Origin of the sequence: Salmonella sp. 5800 (genome assembly GCF_046558195.1) — a bacterium.
Classification (GTDB): Bacteria; Pseudomonadota; Gammaproteobacteria; order Enterobacterales; family Enterobacteriaceae; genus Salmonella; species Salmonella enterica.
Genome location: NZ_JBGDOX010000004.1, coordinates 71894 through 90038, shown reverse-complemented (window position 1 = coordinate 90038; position 18145 = coordinate 71894). Strand labels below are relative to the sequence as shown.

Sequence of the window (18145 nt, the reverse complement as noted above, 5' to 3'; positions counted from 1 at the left end):
ATAAATTACTCACTGAGTGCATAATTATTATAATTACAGATTTTTTCTTATTGTTCTTTCTTTAATTCGAGCGGCTTTAACATCTGCCTGGTGAATCAACCCCGATTCTTTTTGCAAAATCTCTCGCAGGGGGAGAGAGAAATACTCACGCATAAACCGGAATATATCTCGCTGAGTCAGGCCAATATTCATTGAAGAAAAATAAAGCCCAATTAAATCTTTGTCACGCCAGCGAAGGGGAACGCGCTGGCGTATCTGCGCGCGATGCAGGTCGATTACGGAGATTTTTAAATCCTCTTCGCGACCAGTGAAAGGCAAATGCAGAAGAAAGTGGCAAATATAACAGTCGCGATGGTTAATCCCCCCGGCGTGCATTTTACGTACCATAGTCGCAACACGCTTAATAATCATCCACTTCACCTGCGCGTCCGGTGGATTAACAGCCCAGTCAACACAGTAGTCTTCAAGGCTAATGGTAGGCGTTAAATCTTCGGTGATAATAAATGATGTTCTGGTTAGCGGGTTTACGCCTTTTTCACCAAAACCAACGCCGTGCATCGTATCAACGCCCAGCTCATGTAGACGATGAATGGCGTGCCATTCTCTGTCAGCGCCCAGAACAGGCATACGTAACGAAATCAGGTTCTTCACAATTTCTTTCAGCGAAGTGCCTTTATGCCACTTCAGGAAGTAGCTTTTGCCGTCCAGCTCAAACCGCAATGTTCGACGCGTCTCCAGCTCTCTGAACACTTCGCCCTGTAACGTTTTCACTTCCTCAAAAGCATCTTTACCGCGCCATAGTGTGGTTAACGGCGCTTTCAGCTCAACCATCTAAATCACCTGTAATAATATCTGCGGCCTTCTCCGGTAAGCTGTATAAATCCTGGGTATCAGCATAATACCGCGCATTTTCAGCCCAGGCGTTGCGTAAGGAAGGCTGTGTCAGCGCTTTGAGTAAAACCTCATTTAGCGCATCCTGGCGAAAAGGTTCCGTCATCGCTTCGCCACAGTTTGCATCCACAATATAATGTGCATAACCGCACACCGCGGTTGTCAGCACCGGCAAACCAGCAGTAATGGCTTCCAGCAAAACAATACCAGCAGCTTCCTGATAGGCTGGATGCAGTAAAAGGTCGGCTGCCGCCATTAACTCCGCGATATCATTACGTCCGGAGAAAAAATGCACATTCGTGCCAACGCCGCTTCTTTCAGCCAGTGCGGCAAACTTCTTCGGCTTATCCTGCCCGACAACATAGAGCACCGTATTTTGCCGTAAAGATTCGGGTAGCGATGCCAGCGCTTCAATAGAGCGATCCACACCTTTACGGGTGAAGTCAGACCCTACTTGCAACAGTAATTTTTGCTGTTCTGAGATACCATTTTTCTGACGATAAATTTGACGACTGTTCGGGATCTGTTGGCTATATTTTCTGTCCGGGTAAATCCCCGGAGGAAGAATATGGAAACGCTCCGCTTCAGTCTGATAATGTTTTTGGAAGTCAGCAATCTGCTTATTCGTCAGCATTAATAGTTGCGTCGGCTTGCCGTGTTCAAACGTGGCGCGTTCAAAAGCAGCATAATGCCGATAGCGTGATGTCAGGCGATAGAAAAAACCTTTTTCCTGTGCGACTTTTTCGGCATAACACACGTCTGCGGCGTAATACACATCAAGGCCCGGCATCTTATTGAATCCAACCACCCGATCGACAGGATGGTCACGCAAATGGTGTTGCACCCAGGCATAATATTCTGCGTTACGACCGTGGTTCGTCCGGGATTTAACCGGCACGCGGATTAATTCAAAATTATCCGGGCATTCCCCTTCCCATGACTGAGTATAAACACGAACCTGATGACCTCGCGCCGCCACGGTTTGGGCAATGCGCATAAAATCACGCTGCAGACCGCCAAAAGGAAAATATTTATATAAGCAAAAGGCAACTCTCATAGCAGGCTGTCCAAATCTATGGTGCGTGCCTCATGCGGCAGCATTTTTTCCGTCGCGGCGATAACATCTTCAGCCGGAATCACGGAAAGGTATTTTTTATTACGATCAAGCTCATGCCGTTCAGGCATCGGCTGATAATTTCCTGCCCAAAACTGAATGATGTCGTCGGTCCAGGGACGCCAGAACACATGATCCGTCGCGCCGAAAAGGCAAATGACCGGCGTTTTGACTGCTGCGGCAATATGACCAGGGGCCGAATCAACGCCGATAAAGAGATCCGCATGGTCAATCAACGCGCCCAATTCAGGAAAGCGAGTTTTACCCGCCAGACCAGTAACCGGTTTTGTTTCACAGCCGCGTGCAATAGCATCCACGCAGGCCATCTCGTCTGCGGCCGGGCCTGACGTCAGTACAACTTGATAACCGCGGCGCTGCACGGCATCAATAACCTGCGAGAATTTATCATTATCCCAGCACTTAAATAGCTGCCGTGCCGTAGGCTGAATAACAACATATTGTCGGGTCACACCAAGTTGTTTGAGCTGTTGTCGCATGTTTTCCCAATGTTCCGGGCGATAGCTCATGGTGGTTTCCGTGACATACTGTTTTAGCGCTAACGGCTTTAGCGCGGATAATGTGCGCTCAACAGCATGTTCTCCCGCATAAGGTACTAAATGCGTAAAGCTCTTTTTCCATAAAGCAGACTGACGATTACCGAAATCCTGCGAGATTTTTATTTTTGCGTTTAAAAAACGCACAATAAGCGCCACGCTCCACTGATCGGTGAGATTGACGACCAGATCATACGAGTTAGCACGCAATTTTTTGATTAGCGATAGCGCGTTTTTGATCTTCTCTTTTGTTCCTGCGCCTTTGTTACTGATGCCGTAGAGTGCATTAATCTCCGGATTTTCCGACAATATCGGTATGGTGTTCTGGTAAAGAAGCACATCGATTTTTGCATCGGGATAATTCTGCTTCAGCGTACTGATGACAGGGGTGGTAAGTAACATGTCTCCATGAAAACGCATTTTTATAATCAGAATTCTTCGAAATGGCTTTTCCACAAGCGACTCTTTGGTTGAAATTGTCCGGATAAATAAGCAGAAAAAAGCACGCTACCGCCCCAGGCTTCACAGCAACCCGATGGCTAATACCGCACTCATTTTAGATGCGCTAGTGTAACACTTCTTTCGCAGCAATCCGATACGAATAATTTTTATACACAATCATTTTTTTAATCATAAATTCAAAGAGATATTAATTTATCCCTCTCTTGCGAATGGTCATTCCCATTGTCTGGGGCGACAAGGGCGGCAAATTTCAATGGATTGCGTAAAAATGCAAAAATAATGGGGTTCAGCGCCTGGAATCCTCGCTTCTGAGCCAATTTGGCGCAAAAATGGGAAAAGTAATGGTAAAGCCCAGGCTAAATACATAGAATCCCCAGCACATCCATAAGTCAGCTATTTACTATGCTCGAATTGCTTTACACCGCTCTTCTCTACCTTATTCAGCCTCTGATCTGGATACGGCTTTGGGTGCGTGGACGTAAAGCGCCGGCCTATCGTAAGCGCTGGGGTGAACGCTACGGATTCTACCGCCGTCCGTTGAAACCGGGCGGAATCATGCTGCATTCCGTCTCGGTGGGCGAAACTCTGGCGGCCATCCCATTGGTCCGCGCTCTACGTCATCGCTATCCCGATCTGCCTATTACCGTAACGACCATGACGCCGACCGGCTCGGAGCGCGTCCAGTCCGCCTTTGGCAACGATGTTCAGCACGTTTACTTGCCTTATGATTTGCCCGATGCGCTCAATCGTTTCCTCAATGAGATTGATCCTAAGCTGGTATTGATCATGGAGACTGAGCTCTGGCCAAATCTGATTGCTGCGCTGCACAAACGTCATATTCCGCTGGTTATCGCTAATGCGCGGCTTTCCGCCCGCTCCGCCGCGGGTTATGCGAAGCTTGGCAAGTTTGTCCGTACGCTCCTGCGCCGTATCACCCTGATTGCCGCGCAAAACGAAGAAGATGGCGAACGCTTTGTGGCATTGGGCGCGAAGAACAATCAGGTCACGGTCACCGGCAGTCTGAAATTTGATATTTCAGTTACGCCGCAGCTGGCGGCTAAAGCCGTTACGCTACGCCGCCAGTGGGCGCCGCACCGTCCGGTCTGGATTGCCACCAGCACCCACGATGGCGAAGAGAGTATCGTTATCGCCGCTCACCAGGCGTTATTACATCAATTCCCGAATTTATTACTGATTCTGGTGCCCCGCCATCCGGAGCGTTTCCCGGATGCTATCAATCTTGTGCGTCAGGCAGGGTTAAGCTACATCACTCGCTCTTCGGGCGAAGTGCCGTCCGCCAGCACCCAGGTCGTGGTAGGCGATACCATGGGCGAATTAATGTTGCTCTATGGCATTGCCGATCTCGCCTTTGTTGGTGGTTCGCTGGTTGAACGCGGCGGTCATAACCCGCTGGAGGCCGCCGCTCATGCGATTCCGGTACTGATGGGTCCGCATACCTTTAACTTTAAAGATATTTGCGCCCGTCTGGATCAGGCGAGCGGACTTATCACGATTACCGATGCGGCTACGCTGGCAAAAGAAGTTTCCTCTTTACTGACCGACGCTGATTATCGTAATTTCTACGGACGTCACGCAGTTGAAGTGCTGTATCAAAATCAGGGCGCGCTCCAGCGTCTGCTGCAACTGCTGGAACCTTATCTGCCACCGAAAACGCATTGAGGACTGTCATGCAAAAACGGGCGATTTATCCAGGTACGTTTGATCCGATTACTAACGGTCATCTCGATATTGTGACGCGCGCAACGCAGATGTTCGACCATGTCATTCTGGCTATCGCCGCCAGCCCCGGCAAGAAACCCATGTTCACCCTGGACGAACGTGTGGCGCTGGCGCAAAAAGCGACCGCACACCTGGGTAACGTAGAGGTGGTGGGCTTTAGCGACCTGATGGCCAATTTCGCCCGCGACAGACAGGCGAATATCCTGATTCGTGGTCTGCGCGCGGTGGCGGATTTTGAATATGAAATGCAGTTGGCGCATATGAATCGCCATCTGATGCCGCAACTGGAAAGCGTTTTCCTGATGCCGTCCAAAGAGTGGTCGTTTATTTCATCGTCGCTGGTCAAAGAAGTGGCACGCCATCAGGGCGATGTGACCCACTTTCTGCCGGACAATGTGCATCAGGCGCTAATGGATAAGTTGAAATAAGTTTCCTTCCTTGCCGGGCCTGGCGTTTTACTTCTGACAGTGACGGCAATAGAACGTCGCACGCTGTGCGTGTTTCGTTGCGACTATCGGCGTACCGCATACCCGACACGGCTCGCCTTTGCGCCCGTACACCTGCAACTCCTGCGCAAAATAGCCCGGTTTCCCATCGCTTTGCAGAAAATCCTTCAGCGTTGTCCCGCCTTGTTCAATAGAGCGCAGCAAAACGGCTTTAATCACCCGCGCCAGCAGATCGCACTCCTCTGTCGAGAGTGACGACGCCAGGCGGTCAGGGTGAATACCAGCGGCAAACAGCGACTCGCTGGCGTAGATATTCCCCACGCCGACCACCAGCTTGTTATCCATCAGCCAGGGTTTAATCGCCGTCTTCTTCTTCGCGCATTTCTGCCGCAAATATTCGCCATTAAACTCATCGCTTAGCGGCTCCGGTCCCAGATGCGCCAGTACGTTATTCCCTTCCAGCTCTTTGGTCCATAACCAGGCGCCAAAGCGGCGAGGATCGGTATAACGTAGAATTTTGCCATTGCTCATCACCAAATCGACATGGTCGTGCTTTTCCGCCGGCAGCGCTTCCGACAGTATCCGCAAGCTTCCCGACATCCCCAGGTGAATAATTATCCAGCCGTCAGGCAGCTCCAGCAGTAAATATTTAGCACGACGCTGAACGCTAAGGACGGGTGTATCGCTCAGACGATAAATTTCATCTGAAACCGGCCAGCGCAGACGGCCGTTACGGATATGGGCGTGCAGGATAGTAGCGCCAACTAAATGGGGTTCAATACCCCGGCGGCTGGTTTCAACTTCGGGTAATTCAGGCATAACGTCTCCGGCTGTGTGGCAGGTCTCATTAATATGGGGACGGCCAGAAAACAAAAAACCCCGCCGAAGCGAGGTTTTTGTTACATCAAAGCGAGAATTATTTGATTTTCGCTTCTTTGTAGATCACGTGCTGACGGACAACTGGATCGAATTTTTTCAGTTCCAGTTTTTCCGGTTTAGTACGTTTGTTCTTCGTAGTGGTATAGAAGTGACCAGTACCAGCAGAAGAAACCAGCTTGATTTTCTCACGAATACCTTTAGCCATGATTTATTTCCTCTTAGTACTTAGTACTTTTCGCCACGGGCACGCAGTTCAGACAGAACTGTTTCGATGCCTTTTTTATCGATGATACGCATACCTTTAGCAGATACACGCAGGGTGACAAAACGCTTCTCGCTCTCAACCCAGAAACGGTGAGAGTGCAGGTTAGGCAGGAAACGGCGTTTAGTCGCGTTCAGTGCGTGGGAACGGTTGTTACCGGTCACCGGACGCTTGCCAGTAACTTGGCAGACTCGGGACATGTCTATTCTCCAAAAATCAAATTAGCTCGAGCTTCGTATGGGGTATCGGCGCCTCGTCAGGCTTTACAGCCTGGTCATCGCGCAGTTCTATTGAACTCTCGATTGCCAGGCCCAAATGCCAAACCCGAGATTCTCAAAGGTGGCGTAGTATACGCTGACCCGGCGATATGCTCAAGTCCCGAACAGACAAAGATCCCGATGGATCGCGCAAAGAATCTTAAATCCAGCCGCGTTCGGCAAAAGAAACGTACTCTCCGCGCCCAATTATCAGGTGATCGAGCACCCGGATATCCATAAACTGGCAACACTTTATCACGCGCTCAGTGATAAGTTTATCTGCTTTACTTGGCTCTGCGCAGCCTGAAGGGTGGTTATGCGCCAGAATGACCGCTGAAGCATTGAGTTTAATCGCTTCCCGAACAATCTCACGCGGATGCACCTCTACGTGGTTAAGCGTGCCGGAAAACAGGCGGCTGTGCTGAAGCACCCGGTGCTGGGCATCAAGGAAGATCACCAGAAAGATCTCACGCTCTTCGCCCGTCAGTTGGCTTTGCAGAAATTCCCGCGTCATTTCCGGACTCAGCAACGCACTTTCCTCATTCATGCGCACGCTGTAATAGCGCCTTGCCAGCTCAGCAATGCCTTTCAACTGCGCGAATTTCGCCAGGCCGATGCCGTTTACGCCGCGAAACTGCGCAAAGTCCGCCGACAGCAGGCCATACAGCGACCCAAAGTGCTGCAATATCTCTTTTGCCAACGTCATAACATCTTTTCCCGGCGTGCCGGTACGTAAAAAAAGCGCCAGCAGCTCCACGTCGCTGAGGGAAGCAATGCCGGATCTGAGCATTTTTTCACGCGGTAATAATTCGTCCAACGTATCCATACGCGCACCTCCTTTTTTAAGGAAGCGGCATAGTGGCACAGCCTTTGGGAGAGATCGACGCCCCGATTTTGTTCTTGCGTAGCGCCTCGCAAAGTGGAGCGCAGGCAAAGACACGACGCCGTAGAGATTGTGATAAAATAGCCGCCTTTCAAAGTCACCCAACAGGAAAGACATGATGAGCCTGGCCGGTAAAAAAATTGTTCTCGGCGTTAGCGGCGGTATCGCTGCGTATAAAACGCCGGAGCTGGTGCGCCGTTTACGTGAGCGCGGCGCTGACGTGCGCGTGGCAATGACCGAGGCGGCAAAAGCCTTTATTACCCCCCTGAGCTTACAGGCAGTGTCGGGCTATCCCGTATCCGACAGTCTGCTTGACCCTGCCGCTGAAGCCGCGATGGGGCATATCGAGTTGGGGAAATGGGCCGACCTGGTGATTCTTGCCCCCGCGACCGCCGACCTGATCGCCCGTGTAGCATCGGGTATGGCTAATGATTTAGTCTCCACCATCTGCCTGGCGACGCCAGCCCCGGTGGCCGTTCTTCCGGCCATGAACCAACAGATGTACCGCGCTGCCGCCACGCAACATAATCTGGAGGTGCTCGCCTCTCGCGGCCTGTTCATTTGGGGGCCGGATAGCGGCAGTCAGGCGTGCGGCGATGTAGGCCCAGGCCGAATGCTGGACCCATTAGTTATCGTTGATAAGGCCGCCGCGCATTTCGCTGCCGTCAACGATCTGCGACATCTTAATATCATGATTACGGCAGGCCCGACGCGCGAACCGCTCGACCCGGTGCGTTATATTTCCAACCACAGCTCAGGTAAAATGGGCTTCGCTATTGCGGCGGCCGCAGCGCGTCGCGGCGCAAATGTCACGCTGGTCTCCGGTCCCGTTTCGTTACCAACGCCGCCTTTTGTAAAACGGGTTGATGTCATAACCGCGCTGGACATGGAAGCCGCTGTTCAGGCCGCCGTTCAACAGCAGCATATTTTCATTAGCTGCGCCGCCGTGGCTGACTATCGCGCAGAGACTATCGCCAGTGAAAAAATCAAAAAACAGGCGGCGCAAGGTGATGAATTATTAATAAAAATGGTCAAAAACCCGGACATTGTCGCCGGGGTGGCCGCACTCAGTGACAATCGCCCCTACGTTGTTGGGTTTGCCGCGGAAACGAATAATGTGGAAGAATACGCCCGGCAAAAACGTATCCGTAAGAACCTTGACCTGATTTGTGCAAATGATGTTTCTCTTTCAAATCAGGGATTTAATAGCGATAAAAACGCTTTACACCTTTTCTGGCAGGATGGAGATAAAGTCTTACCGCTTGAGCGAAAAGAACTCCTGGGCCAATTATTACTCGACGAGATCGTGACCCGTTATGATGAAAAAAATCGACGTTAAGATTCTGGACCCGCGTGTTGGTCAGCAGTTTCCGCTGCCGACTTATGCTACTTCTGGTTCTGCCGGGCTTGACCTGCGCGCCTGTCTCGACGACGCCGTAGAACTGGCGCCTGGCGCAACGACGTTGGTGCCTACCGGATTGGCCATTCATATCGCCGATCCATCACTGGCGGCAGTCATGTTGCCGCGTTCTGGCCTGGGCCATAAACATGGTATCGTGCTGGGCAACCTGGTCGGGCTGATTGATTCCGATTATCAGGGGCAACTGATGGTTTCGATCTGGAACCGTGGTCAGGACAGTTTTACCATTGAACCGGGCGAACGTATCGCGCAAATGGTGTTTGTTCCGGTCGTTCAGGCCGAATTTAATCTGGTGGAAGCATTTGACGCCACCGAACGTGGCGAGGGCGGCTTCGGTCATTCTGGCCGTAAGTAAATTTTACGCATCCCCATAACGTCATAATACTGCCGCAAGCGCTGAGTTTGCGGTTATAGCGTGGGTGCTCGCCTGGCAAGTGCTTATTTTCAGGGGTATTTTGTAACATGGCAGAAAAACAAACTGCGAAAAGGAATCGTCGCGAAGAAATACTTCAGTCACTGGCGCTGATGCTTGAATCCAGCGATGGAAGCCAACGCATCACGACGGCAAAACTGGCGGCCTCGGTCGGCGTTTCCGAAGCGGCGCTATACCGCCATTTTCCCAGCAAGACCCGCATGTTCGATAGCCTGATTGAGTTTATCGAAGATAGTCTGATTACCCGTATCAATCTGATTTTAAAAGATGAAAAAAACACCAGCACGCGTTTGCGCCTGATTGTGTTGCTGATTCTGGGTTTTGGCGAACGCAACCCTGGCCTGACGCGCATTCTTACCGGGCACGCGCTGATGTTTGAACAGGATCGCCTGCAGGGGCGCATTAATCAGCTTTTTGAACGCATCGAAGCGCAGCTCCGCCAGGTGCTACGAGAAAAAAGAATGCGTGAAGGCGAAGGCTACACGACGGATGAAAATCTGCTGGCAAGCCAACTGTTAGCCTTCTGTGAAGGTATGCTTTCACGGTTCGTGCGTAGCGAATTTAAATACCGCCCAACGGACGATTTCGACGCCCGCTGGCCGCTCATTGCCGCTCAGCTACAGTAACGCTGACTGGATAGAGGCTCACGCCTTATCCAGGCGAAAGAAACATAAGCCCGGTAAAGCGCCACCGGGCAATTCGCTTACACGCCAAATTCTTCCCGGTATGCTCGCACAGCCGCCAGATGCTCAGCCATATCAGGTTTTTCCTCCAGATAGGCAATCAGGTCTTTCAGCGTAATGATGGAGATAACCTTACAACCATAGTCGCGCTCCACTTCCTGAATCGCGGAAATCTCGCCGCGGCCACGTTCCTGACGATCCAGCGAAATCAGTACGCCAGCCAGCGTAGCCCCGTGCGCCTGAATAATCTCCATCGACTCGCGAATCGCCGTACCTGCGGTAATCACGTCATCCACCAGCATCACGCGGCCCTGTAGCGCGCTGCCCACCAGACTCCCGCCTTCGCCATGATCTTTTGCCTCTTTGCGGTTAAAGCAGTACGGCAGGTCTTTATCGTGATGTTCCGCCAGCGCAACCGCCGTCGTCGTCGCGATCGGAATACCTTTGTACGCGGGGCCAAACAGCAGATCAAATTCAATACCGGAATCCACCAGCGCTTCGGCATAAAAACGGCCTAACAACGCCAGGTCGCGCCCGGTATTAAACAGCCCGGCGTTGAAGAAATAGGGGCTTTTGCGCCCGGATTTCAGCGTAAACTCGCCAAACTTTAGTACCTGCTTGTTAAGCGCAAACTCAATAAACTGGCGCTGATACGGTTTCATGGATTCGCTCCTTTTCTTACTTTCATCATTTACGAAATTTACGGACAAAAAAAAGGCGACTTTTCAGTCGCCTTAAAATCAATTTTCTAACGCCGCCTTCTGCGTCGCCACAATGGATTCAATTCCCCCTCGGGCCAGCGCCAACAAAGTGAGAAGTTCTTCATGGCTGAACGGCTCGCCTTCCGCGGTACCCTGTACTTCAATAATGCGGCCGTCTTCAGTCATCACGACGTTCATGTCGGTTTCTGCGGCGGAATCTTCAACATATTCCAGATCGCAGATCGCTTCGCCGTTAACGATGCCTACGGAAACCGCCGCCACCATGCCTTTCATCGGGTTGGTTTTCAGCTTACCGTTGGCAACCAATTTATTCAGCGCATCCGCCAACGCCACGCAGGCACCGGTAATAGACGCTGTACGCGTGCCGCCATCGGCCTGGATTACATCGCAGTCCAGCGTAATGGTAAATTCGCCGAGCGTTTTCAGATCGACCGCCGCACGCAGCGCACGCGCGATCAAACGCTGAATTTCCATAGTACGACCGCCCTGCTTACCCTTTGCTGCTTCACGCGCATTACGGGTATGGGTAGCGCGAGGCAACATGCCATACTCTGCGGTGATCCACCCCTGGCCTTGTCCTTTCAGAAAACGTGGGACGCCTTCTTCAATAGAGGCGGTGCACAACACTTTGGTATCTCCAAATTCGACCAGTACCGAGCCTTCAGCGTGTTTTGTATAGTTACGGGTCAGGGTTACGGGACGCACCTGATTAGCGCTACGGCCTGCTGGACGCATATTGAGATCTCCGGCTTAAAACGAATGTGGCTGCGCATTATACGGACTTCCGATGGTTATTCCTATCCTGACAAGGCCTGGATAGCTATAATCCCCTTATCTCTCCTTTAAAAACGGGAACATCTATGATCCGCAGTATGACCGCCTACGCCCGGCGTGAAATCAAGGGTGAATGGGGTAGCGCGACCTGGGAAATGCGCTCGGTAAACCAGCGTTATCTGGAAACTTACTTTCGTCTGCCGGAACAGTTCCGTAGTCTTGAACCCGTCGTGCGCGAACGCATTCGTACACGCCTGACGCGCGGCAAAGTCGAATGTATGCTGCGTTTTGAACCCGATGCCAGCGCGCAAGGCGAGCTTATTCTGAATGAAAAGCTCGCGAAACAATTAGTTAGCGCCGCAAACTGGGTCAAAATGCAGAGCGACGAAGGGGAAATCAATCCGGTTGATATTTTGCGCTGGCCAGGTGTCATGGCGGCGCAAGAGCAGGATCTGGACGCGATTGCCGCAGAAATTTTAGCCGCGCTGGACGGTACGCTGGATGACTTTATCGTCGCGCGCGAAACGGAAGGCCAGGCGCTGAAAGCGCTGATTGAACAACGGCTGGAAGGCGTCAGCGCCGAAGTAGCGAAAGTCCGCGCGCATATGCCGGAAATCCTGCAATGGCAGCGTGAGCGCCTGGTCGCGAAGCTGGAAGATGCTCAGGTTCAGTTGGAAAACAACCGTCTGGAGCAAGAGCTGGTGATGATGGCGCAACGCATTGATGTGGCGGAAGAGCTGGATCGTCTGGAAGCGCACGTCAAAGAGACTTACAACATTCTGAAGAAAAAAGAGGCGGTAGGTCGCCGTCTGGACTTCATGATGCAAGAATTTAACCGTGAGTCGAACACCCTGGCCTCCAAATCCATCAACGCTGATGTAACTAACTCCGCTATTGAATTAAAAGTGTTGATCGAGCAAATGCGCGAGCAGATCCAGAATATTGAATAATTCTGGCGCTCAATATGTCACAGAGCCCGCCTTATGCGGGCTCTCGCGTTTATCGGTAGTACGTTTTTAATTTCCGGCGAATAGCGTCGATAAGGCGCCGCTTCCACTCTACCGTCGAAGCCCGATACTGCATAAAAATAGCGCCTTCCGCCTGCTCCCCGGCAAGCGGCAGGACAAAAAGACCGCGCTTATCGGATAAATTTTCATACCAGGGACGCGGTACAATCGCCATTAGCGGCGCCGACTGGACAGCAGGCGCAAGTTGACTGTAATCATGACAAACAAACGCCAGCGGACGTTCAAACCCGGCACGAGCCTGCTGCCTGTCCAGTTCATTGTTCTCTTTTGTCCACGGCAAACAGTAAATGTGTTGATAATGCTGTAGATCAGCAAAATTCAACGCTGTGGCATTCTCCAGACGTGAACGCAATGGCGCGCCATAAACCGCGATCAAACGCGTAGTCCCCACCCGCTCGTAATGCAGAGCGCTGACCTGCTTTTGATGGTCGCCAATTGCCAGCACCAAATCAACCGAGCTATCCAACAGTTCATCACGCCAGGGTCGGCGGGCAAAAGGAAGGCACTCGATCACCGCCTGATGAAGATGACCTTTCTCTGCGAGAACGGGCGTAAGCAGCGCGTTCAATGCGGGAGGAAGTACCACCCGGAAACAACGGGAGCCGTTCTCTTTATCGCCAAACAGCTCCTCATTAAGCGAAACAAACACAGGTGCCAATTTGTCACGCAGCGCCTGCGCATAAGGCGTAGCAATCTGGCGGTTCCCTTCCCGTCGAAACAACGGATCGTTTAGCGCATCGCGCAATCTCATTAACGCATGACTTACCGCAGAAGGCGACAAAGCCAGCTTTTGCGCCGTTTTCCCCGTAGAGCTCGTCTCCAGCAGTACATACAGTACTTTTAACAGATTCATATCCATTTGCAGCAAGTTCATTAAACGTCTCTCTTATTGAACCTGGCTAAATTACTGCCAGGTATACTGCGGGCGCTTCAATCAGGAGAACATTATGAATCGCTATGTATTATTCTTTGTATGTATATTTTCAACATCAGCACTTCCTGCCATGGCGGCATTAGATCCTTCACAACCGTTATCACCCGCGCCTCCGTTATCACTGTTTAAAGCGTGGGCTAAGCCTATGAAGCCGTTTCAAATCACAGAAGGCGTGTGGTATGTCGGCACGGAAAATCTCTCTTCTATTCTGCTGACCACTCCGGCAGGGCATATTCTTATTGATGCGGGGTTGGATGAAAGTGCACCGCAAATTAAAGCGAATATTGAAGCGGCAGGATTCCGCCTCACAGACATACGCTATCTATTGAACAGCCATGCGCGGCTGGATCAAGCGGGGGGCATGGCACGTTTGAAAGCGTGGAGCGGCGCACAATTGGTCGCCAGCCAACCCAACGCCGATCAGATGGCGAGGGGTGGACGAGAGGATTTTGCGCTTGGCGATGCGCTCCCCTTCCCGCCCGTCACCACTGATAAAATTATCCACAACCAGGAAAGCATCAGCCTCGGAGGGATAACCGTGACAGCACTATTCACGCCTGGACATCTACCCGGCTCAACCTCCTGGCGCGTAACGCTCCGCAACGGCAAGACGCTAATTTACGCAGATAGTCTCGCCACACCTGACTATCTGCTGATTAACAACAAAAACTACCCTGACCTGGTTACTGATATTCAGAGTAGCTTTAAGACACTGGCCGCCCAGCATGTTGATATCTTTATTGCCAACAAAGGTGACCGCTTCGGGCTACTGGAGAAACGACAGCAACTTCGCAACGGCGATACACAGGCATTCTTTGATTCCAATGGCTTGCAACAGTATGTGGAACGCTCACGTCAGCGCTTCATCACACAACTTACCGCACAGCAGCCATAATGAAATGACTCACCGGCGGCGCGTCCAGGGCGCCGTTCAGGTAATTTATCTAATTCAAAACAGAAAAACCTTGCATACAATAAACCACAAAAATGATGTGCAATTTATTGATATATATAATAAATAATTATTAACCATAAATTTAAAATCATTACTAAAATTTATTAATCGTATAATGCCTTAGAAAATCTCAATCGTGATACAGCGCACAAATCGTTAATCTTCGCCCCCAGTAAATTAGGGGGAAATCATGCTGTTGCACGTTCTTTATTTAATTGGCATCACTGCCGAGGCCATGACGGGCGCACTCGCTGCGGGTCGCCGTCGCATGGATACATTCGGCGTAATTATTATTGCTACCGCCACCGCCATTGGTGGAGGCTCGGTTCGCGACATTCTGCTCGGTCACTATCCGCTGGGTTGGGTGAAGCATCCCGAATATGTCATTATTGTGGCGACTGCCGCTGTATTGACCACCATTGTTGCTCCCGTCATGCCCTATTTACGCAAGCTTTTCCTGGTACTTGACGCGCTGGGGTTGGTGGTTTTCTCTATTATTGGCGCTCAGATAGCCCTTGATATGGGCGAAGGGCCAATTATCGCCGTGGTGGCCGCCGTCACTACCGGCGTCTTTGGCGGCGTGCTCCGCGATATGTTCTGCAAACGCATTCCACTGGTGTTTCAAAAAGAACTATATGCCGGCATTTCGTTCGCCTCGGCGGTGCTCTATATTGCGCTACAACATTACGTCATGAATCCGGATGTCGTCGTTATCTCTACGTTACTGTTTGGCTTTACAGCAAGGTTATTAGCGCTACGTCTTAAACTTGGCCTGCCGGTATTTTATTACCGCCATGAAGGGCACTAAGACCCAAATCCGGGAATATGCTGAGCAGACAGCCATCTGCTCAGCGCTTTGATCTGCGGATTATCCCGCCAGTCGCTAACTCTCCCGGCACGACGCTCGCCCGTCGCTGGCAACTGCCGCCAGTGTTGCTCTGTTCGCATTAATAACTGCTCCCATGAGCGATCGCCGCTGGCCTGTAATGCGGCCTGCGTTAAGGGGATATCCATCGCCATGATCCAGCGGGTAAACGACTGCCGGCGCGCCAGGTTAAATTGCCGCCATATCTGCTCGCTTTTTCCTTTAGCAAAGCCTGGCGTATTGGCTATTTGCGCTGACGTCAGGGCAAGCCAGGAGAAGATATGCTCAAAGCGATGCGTCTGATGCAAGGCCCGCCAACTGGCTTCACCCATTCCGTCCAGACCCAACGCCGACCGTGACCCCAACCATACCAGCCTGGAGATAAACTGTTCCTGACACGTTGCCGACGCGTAAAAGCAGGTCAGCGAGTTGAAATGGCTATCAGGCGGTACAGGCTTACTCCGCTCACGACTCCGCCAGACGACCTCATCAAGCCGGGGAATGCCTTGCCCGGCCAAACTCACCAGGATCTGATCGCCCGGCGCGATATCCCACGCTTCCCAACGCTTCACAGAACCGATATTGACCCGCTGAACCCGCTTATCATCCAACATAACGGGGACAAGCGACGCTACTACGGTAATTTTGCCGCTTTTACCCACCGAGAACTGAATAGCGCTCACTTGCGCGACCTGCGCTACTGGCGGATATTTCCATGCTGCCAGCCAGTCGCCCTGCCCGGGTCGCCAGTGTTGTGACGCGGGTTCTTTAGCCATGCGTATCACTACGCCATCCGTCACAAAGGGCAACGCTGACGTCAGCCATGACTGGCGCGCCCGCTCGACCTCGCTGGCATCTTTTACCACCAGGGAATATTTCTTCGTCAGACTGAATCCAGCCTTAGCAAGTTGGCTTAATCTTTCGGGCATATTTGCCGGACCGTCCGGCCACGCCCAAATAAAAATACCCAACGAATTTAGCGCGGAGGCGTTATCCTGGCGCATTAACATTCCTGCGACTTTCGAGCGCGCATTCATCCCGCCCATCCGTTGCTGGATATGTCCCTCGCGCTGTAGAAAGATTTCGCCCTGCAACACCGCGTTAGCAAACGCGCCTTGTGTTGTCTGCGGTATAGAGGGGATCAGGCGAATTTTTGGCGTCCAGTCCTCGCCTTGTAGTCCGTTACCCCGGCTGATAGCCCTGGTCAGTTTACCGTTTTGATAAACCAGCGTTACCGCTACACCATCCACTTTTGGTTGTACCCAAAGCTCGCTGCGCCCGCGCATCCACTGTTCTACCGCCTGTCGGTCCGCGAGTTTGCGTACGCCCGTATGCGCAACAGGGTGCATTGTTGTACCGTTTAACGGCGGTGAAACCGGAGTAGATGATACATCCTGACCAACACAGCGTTGCCACTGAACCAGCCTTGCGCTGAGTTGGTCGTACACACTATCGTCAACCGCGCTAACACCTTGTTTCCAGTAGATGTCATTCCAGTCAGCGAGCTGTTGCTGTAAACGGGCGATTTCTTCAGCGGCCCTTGCTGGCGGCCAGGCCGGGCAAAGCGCCCCACTCTGCGAATGCCACAATAAAATTCCCCACGCCATACTTTTCCATAATCTCATCACGACCTCCTGCGCACATTGCCCGGCAGGTATAGCGCTTTAGTGAATAAAAACCGACAGGTAAAAATGCATCATCCGAGCCGCTTTCCAGATTTTTTGGTGGGTTGCTGCAACGACGCGATAAAAGCGGAAAAAGGGACGCAAAATGCAATAATCTGGCGCAAAAAGTGTGACAAAGACTACGTCGCATAACGGCGATGTGTATAATAAGCCCGTATCAAGGCTCTATTTCGATAATCACAGACGTAAGATACTCATGGCTCAAGGTACGCTTTATATTGTTTCTGCCCCCAGTGGCGCGGGTAAATCCAGCCTGATTCAGGCTTTATTAAAAACCCAACCGTTGTATGACACTCAGGTTTCCGTTTCACATACCACGCGCGCGCCGCGTCCGGGTGAAGTGCACGGTGAGCACTATTTCTTTGTAAATCATGATGAGTTTAAAACCATGATTGGCAGGGAGGCGTTTCTGGAGCACGCGGAAGTGTTTGGCAATTACTACGGCACTTCGCGCGAAACCATTGAGCAAGTGCTGGCAACCGGCGTTGATGTTTTTCTGGATATCGACTGGCAGGGCGCCCAGCAAATTCGCGAAAAGATGCCGCAAGCACGCAGCATTTTTATTTTGCCGCCATCAAAGATCGAATTGGATCGCCGTTTACGCGGCCGCGGGCAAGATAGCGAAGAAGTCATTGCCAAACGAATGGCGCAAGCGGTTGCAGAAATGAGCCATTACGCCGAATATGATTATCTTATTGTGAATGACGACTTTGATACCGCGTTAAGCGACTTGAAAACCATCATTCGCGCTGAACGTCTGCGTATGAGCCGCCAAAAGCAGCGTCATGACGCTTTAATCAGCAAATTGTTGGCAGACTGAACCCACTTTCAGTATCATGCCCAGTCATTTCTTCACCTGTGGAGCATTTTAAGTATGGCACGCGTAACTGTTCAGGACGCTGTAGAGAAAATTGGTAACCGTTTTGACCTGGTACTGGTCGCCGCGCGTCGCGCTCGTCAGATGCAGGTAGGCGGAAAGGATCCGCTGGTACCGGAAGAAAACGATAAAACTACCGTTATCGCGCTGCGCGAAATCGAAGAAGGTCTGATTAACAACCAGATCCTCGACGTCCGCGAGCGCCAGGAACAGCAAGAGCAGGAAGCCGCTGAATTACAAGCCGTTACCGCTATTGCTGAAGGTCGTCGTTAATCACAAAG

At 51.6% G+C, this 18145-nt stretch carries 21 protein-coding genes; 10 read left to right on the top strand and 11 right to left on the bottom strand.

The window, feature by feature from the left end; translation table 11 throughout:
• Positions 1-33: 33 nt before the first annotated feature.
• From rfaP to rfaQ, 3 genes are read right to left on the bottom strand one after another with little or no spacing between them, the layout of a single operon-like run.
• Complete coding sequence (rfaP, locus tag ACLJZ5_RS09790; RefSeq protein ID WP_024797502.1) at positions 34-831, bottom strand: lipopolysaccharide core heptose(I) kinase RfaP; 798 nt, start codon at positions 829-831, stop codon at positions 34-36.
• Positions 824-1948, bottom strand: coding sequence for a glycosyltransferase family 4 protein (locus ACLJZ5_RS09785; protein WP_001261577.1), 1125 nt, complete (start codon positions 1946-1948; stop codon positions 824-826). Before ACLJZ5_RS09785 ends, rfaP begins: the two co-directional genes overlap by 8 nt.
• Positions 1945-3015, bottom strand: coding sequence for a lipopolysaccharide core heptosyltransferase RfaQ (rfaQ, locus tag ACLJZ5_RS09780; protein WP_001526672.1), 1071 nt, complete (start codon positions 3013-3015; stop codon positions 1945-1947). Before rfaQ ends, ACLJZ5_RS09785 begins: the two co-directional genes overlap by 4 nt.
• Positions 3016-3423: 408 nt before the next feature.
• Here rfaQ and waaA point away from each other — a divergent pair, with 408 nt between their 5' ends.
• Positions 3424-4701: a lipid IV(A) 3-deoxy-D-manno-octulosonic acid transferase gene (gene waaA / locus ACLJZ5_RS09775; RefSeq protein ID WP_000891580.1), complete on the top strand. Its 1278-nt coding sequence runs from the start codon at positions 3424-3426 to the stop codon at positions 4699-4701.
• Positions 4702-4709: 8 nt separating this feature from the next.
• Entirely contained in the window at positions 4710-5189 is a 480-nt protein-coding gene (gene coaD, locus ACLJZ5_RS09770) for a pantetheine-phosphate adenylyltransferase (protein ID WP_001171884.1), read from the top strand.
• Positions 5190-5216: 27 nt separating this feature from the next.
• Here the strand turns inward: coaD and mutM are convergent, their stop codons facing one another.
• The 4 genes from mutM to radC all read right to left on the bottom strand — a co-directional run bounded on the left by mutM (position 5217) and on the right by radC (position 7431).
• Positions 5217-6026 (bottom strand): bifunctional DNA-formamidopyrimidine glycosylase/DNA-(apurinic or apyrimidinic site) lyase, encoded by an 810-nt coding sequence (gene mutM, locus ACLJZ5_RS09765; RefSeq protein ID WP_024797503.1) that lies wholly within the window; start codon positions 6024-6026, stop codon positions 5217-5219.
• A gap of 97 nt (positions 6027-6123) precedes the next feature.
• Positions 6124-6291, bottom strand: a complete 168-nt coding sequence (gene rpmG, locus ACLJZ5_RS09760) for a 50S ribosomal protein L33 (RefSeq protein WP_001051798.1) — start codon at positions 6289-6291, stop codon at positions 6124-6126.
• Between the two features lie 20 nt (positions 6292-6311).
• The gene (gene rpmB / locus ACLJZ5_RS09755; RefSeq protein ID WP_001519051.1) at positions 6312-6548 is read right to left on the bottom strand and encodes a 50S ribosomal protein L28; all 237 of its coding nucleotides are present in this window, start codon (positions 6546-6548) and stop codon (positions 6312-6314) included.
• Positions 6549-6765: 217 nt separating this feature from the next.
• A complete protein-coding gene (radC, locus tag ACLJZ5_RS09750; protein ID WP_000380129.1) occupies positions 6766-7431 on the bottom strand; it encodes a RadC family protein in 666 nt (221 codons plus the stop codon).
• 175 nt (positions 7432-7606) lie between these two features.
• Here radC and coaBC point away from each other — a divergent pair, with 175 nt between their 5' ends.
• From coaBC to slmA, 3 genes are all read left to right on the top strand, one after another.
• Positions 7607-8827, top strand: coding sequence for a bifunctional phosphopantothenoylcysteine decarboxylase/phosphopantothenate--cysteine ligase CoaBC (coaBC, locus tag ACLJZ5_RS09745; RefSeq protein WP_000050176.1), 1221 nt, complete (start codon positions 7607-7609; stop codon positions 8825-8827).
• Positions 8805-9263: a dUTP diphosphatase gene (gene dut / locus ACLJZ5_RS09740; RefSeq protein WP_000976078.1), complete on the top strand. Its 459-nt coding sequence runs from the start codon at positions 8805-8807 to the stop codon at positions 9261-9263. The genes coaBC and dut overlap by 23 nt, the downstream gene beginning before the upstream one ends.
• Before the next feature lie 107 nt (positions 9264-9370).
• Positions 9371-9967: a nucleoid occlusion factor SlmA gene (slmA, locus tag ACLJZ5_RS09735; RefSeq protein ID WP_000818607.1), complete on the top strand. Its 597-nt coding sequence runs from the start codon at positions 9371-9373 to the stop codon at positions 9965-9967.
• 77 nt (positions 9968-10044) lie between these two features.
• Here slmA and pyrE read toward each other — a convergent pair whose 3' ends face one another.
• Positions 10045-10686: an orotate phosphoribosyltransferase gene (pyrE, locus tag ACLJZ5_RS09730; protein WP_000806167.1), complete on the bottom strand. Its 642-nt coding sequence runs from the start codon at positions 10684-10686 to the stop codon at positions 10045-10047.
• Between the two features lie 78 nt (positions 10687-10764).
• Positions 10765-11481, bottom strand: coding sequence for a ribonuclease PH (rph, locus tag ACLJZ5_RS09725; protein WP_001247078.1), 717 nt, complete (start codon positions 11479-11481; stop codon positions 10765-10767).
• Between the two features lie 125 nt (positions 11482-11606).
• Here rph and ACLJZ5_RS09720 point away from each other — a divergent pair, with 125 nt between their 5' ends.
• Positions 11607-12470, top strand: a complete 864-nt coding sequence (locus ACLJZ5_RS09720; RefSeq protein ID WP_000621352.1) for a YicC/YloC family endoribonuclease — start codon at positions 11607-11609, stop codon at positions 12468-12470.
• Between the two features lie 49 nt (positions 12471-12519).
• Here ACLJZ5_RS09720 and ACLJZ5_RS09715 read toward each other — a convergent pair whose 3' ends face one another.
• Positions 12520-13422: a LysR family transcriptional regulator gene (locus ACLJZ5_RS09715; protein ID WP_001050866.1), complete on the bottom strand. Its 903-nt coding sequence runs from the start codon at positions 13420-13422 to the stop codon at positions 12520-12522.
• A 73-nt stretch (positions 13423-13495) separates the two neighbouring features.
• Here ACLJZ5_RS09715 and ACLJZ5_RS09710 point away from each other — a divergent pair, with 73 nt between their 5' ends.
• A complete protein-coding gene (locus ACLJZ5_RS09710) occupies positions 13496-14377 on the top strand; it encodes an HARLDQ motif MBL-fold protein (protein WP_024797504.1) in 882 nt (293 codons plus the stop codon).
• 250 nt (positions 14378-14627) lie between these two features.
• The gene (locus tag ACLJZ5_RS09705; RefSeq protein WP_000924334.1) at positions 14628-15245 is read left to right on the top strand and encodes a trimeric intracellular cation channel family protein; all 618 of its coding nucleotides are present in this window, start codon (positions 14628-14630) and stop codon (positions 15243-15245) included.
• Here ACLJZ5_RS09705 and ligB read toward each other — a convergent pair.
• The gene (gene ligB / locus ACLJZ5_RS09700) at positions 15242-16927 is read right to left on the bottom strand and encodes an NAD-dependent DNA ligase LigB (protein WP_024797505.1); all 1686 of its coding nucleotides are present in this window, start codon (positions 16925-16927) and stop codon (positions 15242-15244) included. The genes ACLJZ5_RS09705 and ligB overlap by 4 nt on opposite strands.
• A gap of 256 nt (positions 16928-17183) precedes the next feature.
• Between ligB and gmk the strand changes: the two genes are divergently transcribed.
• Both gmk and rpoZ read left to right on the top strand, forming a co-directional pair.
• Positions 17184-17807, top strand: coding sequence for a guanylate kinase (gene gmk, locus ACLJZ5_RS09695; RefSeq protein WP_000046966.1), 624 nt, complete (start codon positions 17184-17186; stop codon positions 17805-17807).
• A gap of 54 nt (positions 17808-17861) precedes the next feature.
• Complete coding sequence (gene rpoZ / locus ACLJZ5_RS09690; protein WP_000135058.1) at positions 17862-18137, top strand: DNA-directed RNA polymerase subunit omega; 276 nt, start codon at positions 17862-17864, stop codon at positions 18135-18137.
• Positions 18138-18145 lie beyond the last annotated feature (8 nt).

Coding starts and splice junctions, on each gene's coding strand:
- rpmG (WP_001051798.1), bottom strand. CDS start 6,291: ATGGCTAAAGGTATTCGTGAGAAAATCAAGCTGGTTTCTTCTGCTGGT.
- mutM (WP_024797503.1), bottom strand. CDS start 6,026: ATGCCTGAATTACCCGAAGTTGAAACCAGCCGCCGGGGTATTGAACCC.
- pyrE (WP_000806167.1), bottom strand. CDS start 10,686: ATGAAACCGTATCAGCGCCAGTTTATTGAGTTTGCGCTTAACAAGCAG.
- ACLJZ5_RS09720 (WP_000621352.1), top strand. CDS start 11,607: ATGATCCGCAGTATGACCGCCTACGCCCGGCGTGAAATCAAGGGTGAA.
- ligB (WP_024797505.1), bottom strand. CDS start 16,927: ATGAGATTATGGAAAAGTATGGCGTGGGGAATTTTATTGTGGCATTCG.
- ACLJZ5_RS09715 (WP_001050866.1), bottom strand. CDS start 13,422: ATGAACTTGCTGCAAATGGATATGAATCTGTTAAAAGTACTGTATGTA.
- coaBC (WP_000050176.1), top strand. CDS start 7,607: ATGAGCCTGGCCGGTAAAAAAATTGTTCTCGGCGTTAGCGGCGGTATC.
- ACLJZ5_RS09785 (WP_001261577.1), bottom strand. CDS start 1,948: ATGAGAGTTGCCTTTTGCTTATATAAATATTTTCCTTTTGGCGGTCTG.
- radC (WP_000380129.1), bottom strand. CDS start 7,431: ATGGATACGTTGGACGAATTATTACCGCGTGAAAAAATGCTCAGATCC.
- ACLJZ5_RS09705 (WP_000924334.1), top strand. CDS start 14,628: ATGCTGTTGCACGTTCTTTATTTAATTGGCATCACTGCCGAGGCCATG.
- slmA (WP_000818607.1), top strand. CDS start 9,371: ATGGCAGAAAAACAAACTGCGAAAAGGAATCGTCGCGAAGAAATACTT.
- rpoZ (WP_000135058.1), top strand. CDS start 17,862: ATGGCACGCGTAACTGTTCAGGACGCTGTAGAGAAAATTGGTAACCGT.
- rpmB (WP_001519051.1), bottom strand. CDS start 6,548: ATGTCCCGAGTCTGCCAAGTTACTGGCAAGCGTCCGGTGACCGGTAAC.
- rph (WP_001247078.1), bottom strand. CDS start 11,481: ATGCGTCCAGCAGGCCGTAGCGCTAATCAGGTGCGTCCCGTAACCCTG.
- coaD (WP_001171884.1), top strand. CDS start 4,710: ATGCAAAAACGGGCGATTTATCCAGGTACGTTTGATCCGATTACTAAC.
- ACLJZ5_RS09710 (WP_024797504.1), top strand. CDS start 13,496: ATGAATCGCTATGTATTATTCTTTGTATGTATATTTTCAACATCAGCA.
- rfaP (WP_024797502.1), bottom strand. CDS start 831: ATGGTTGAGCTGAAAGCGCCGTTAACCACACTATGGCGCGGTAAAGAT.
- dut (WP_000976078.1), top strand. CDS start 8,805: ATGATGAAAAAAATCGACGTTAAGATTCTGGACCCGCGTGTTGGTCAG.
- waaA (WP_000891580.1), top strand. CDS start 3,424: ATGCTCGAATTGCTTTACACCGCTCTTCTCTACCTTATTCAGCCTCTG.
- gmk (WP_000046966.1), top strand. CDS start 17,184: ATGGCTCAAGGTACGCTTTATATTGTTTCTGCCCCCAGTGGCGCGGGT.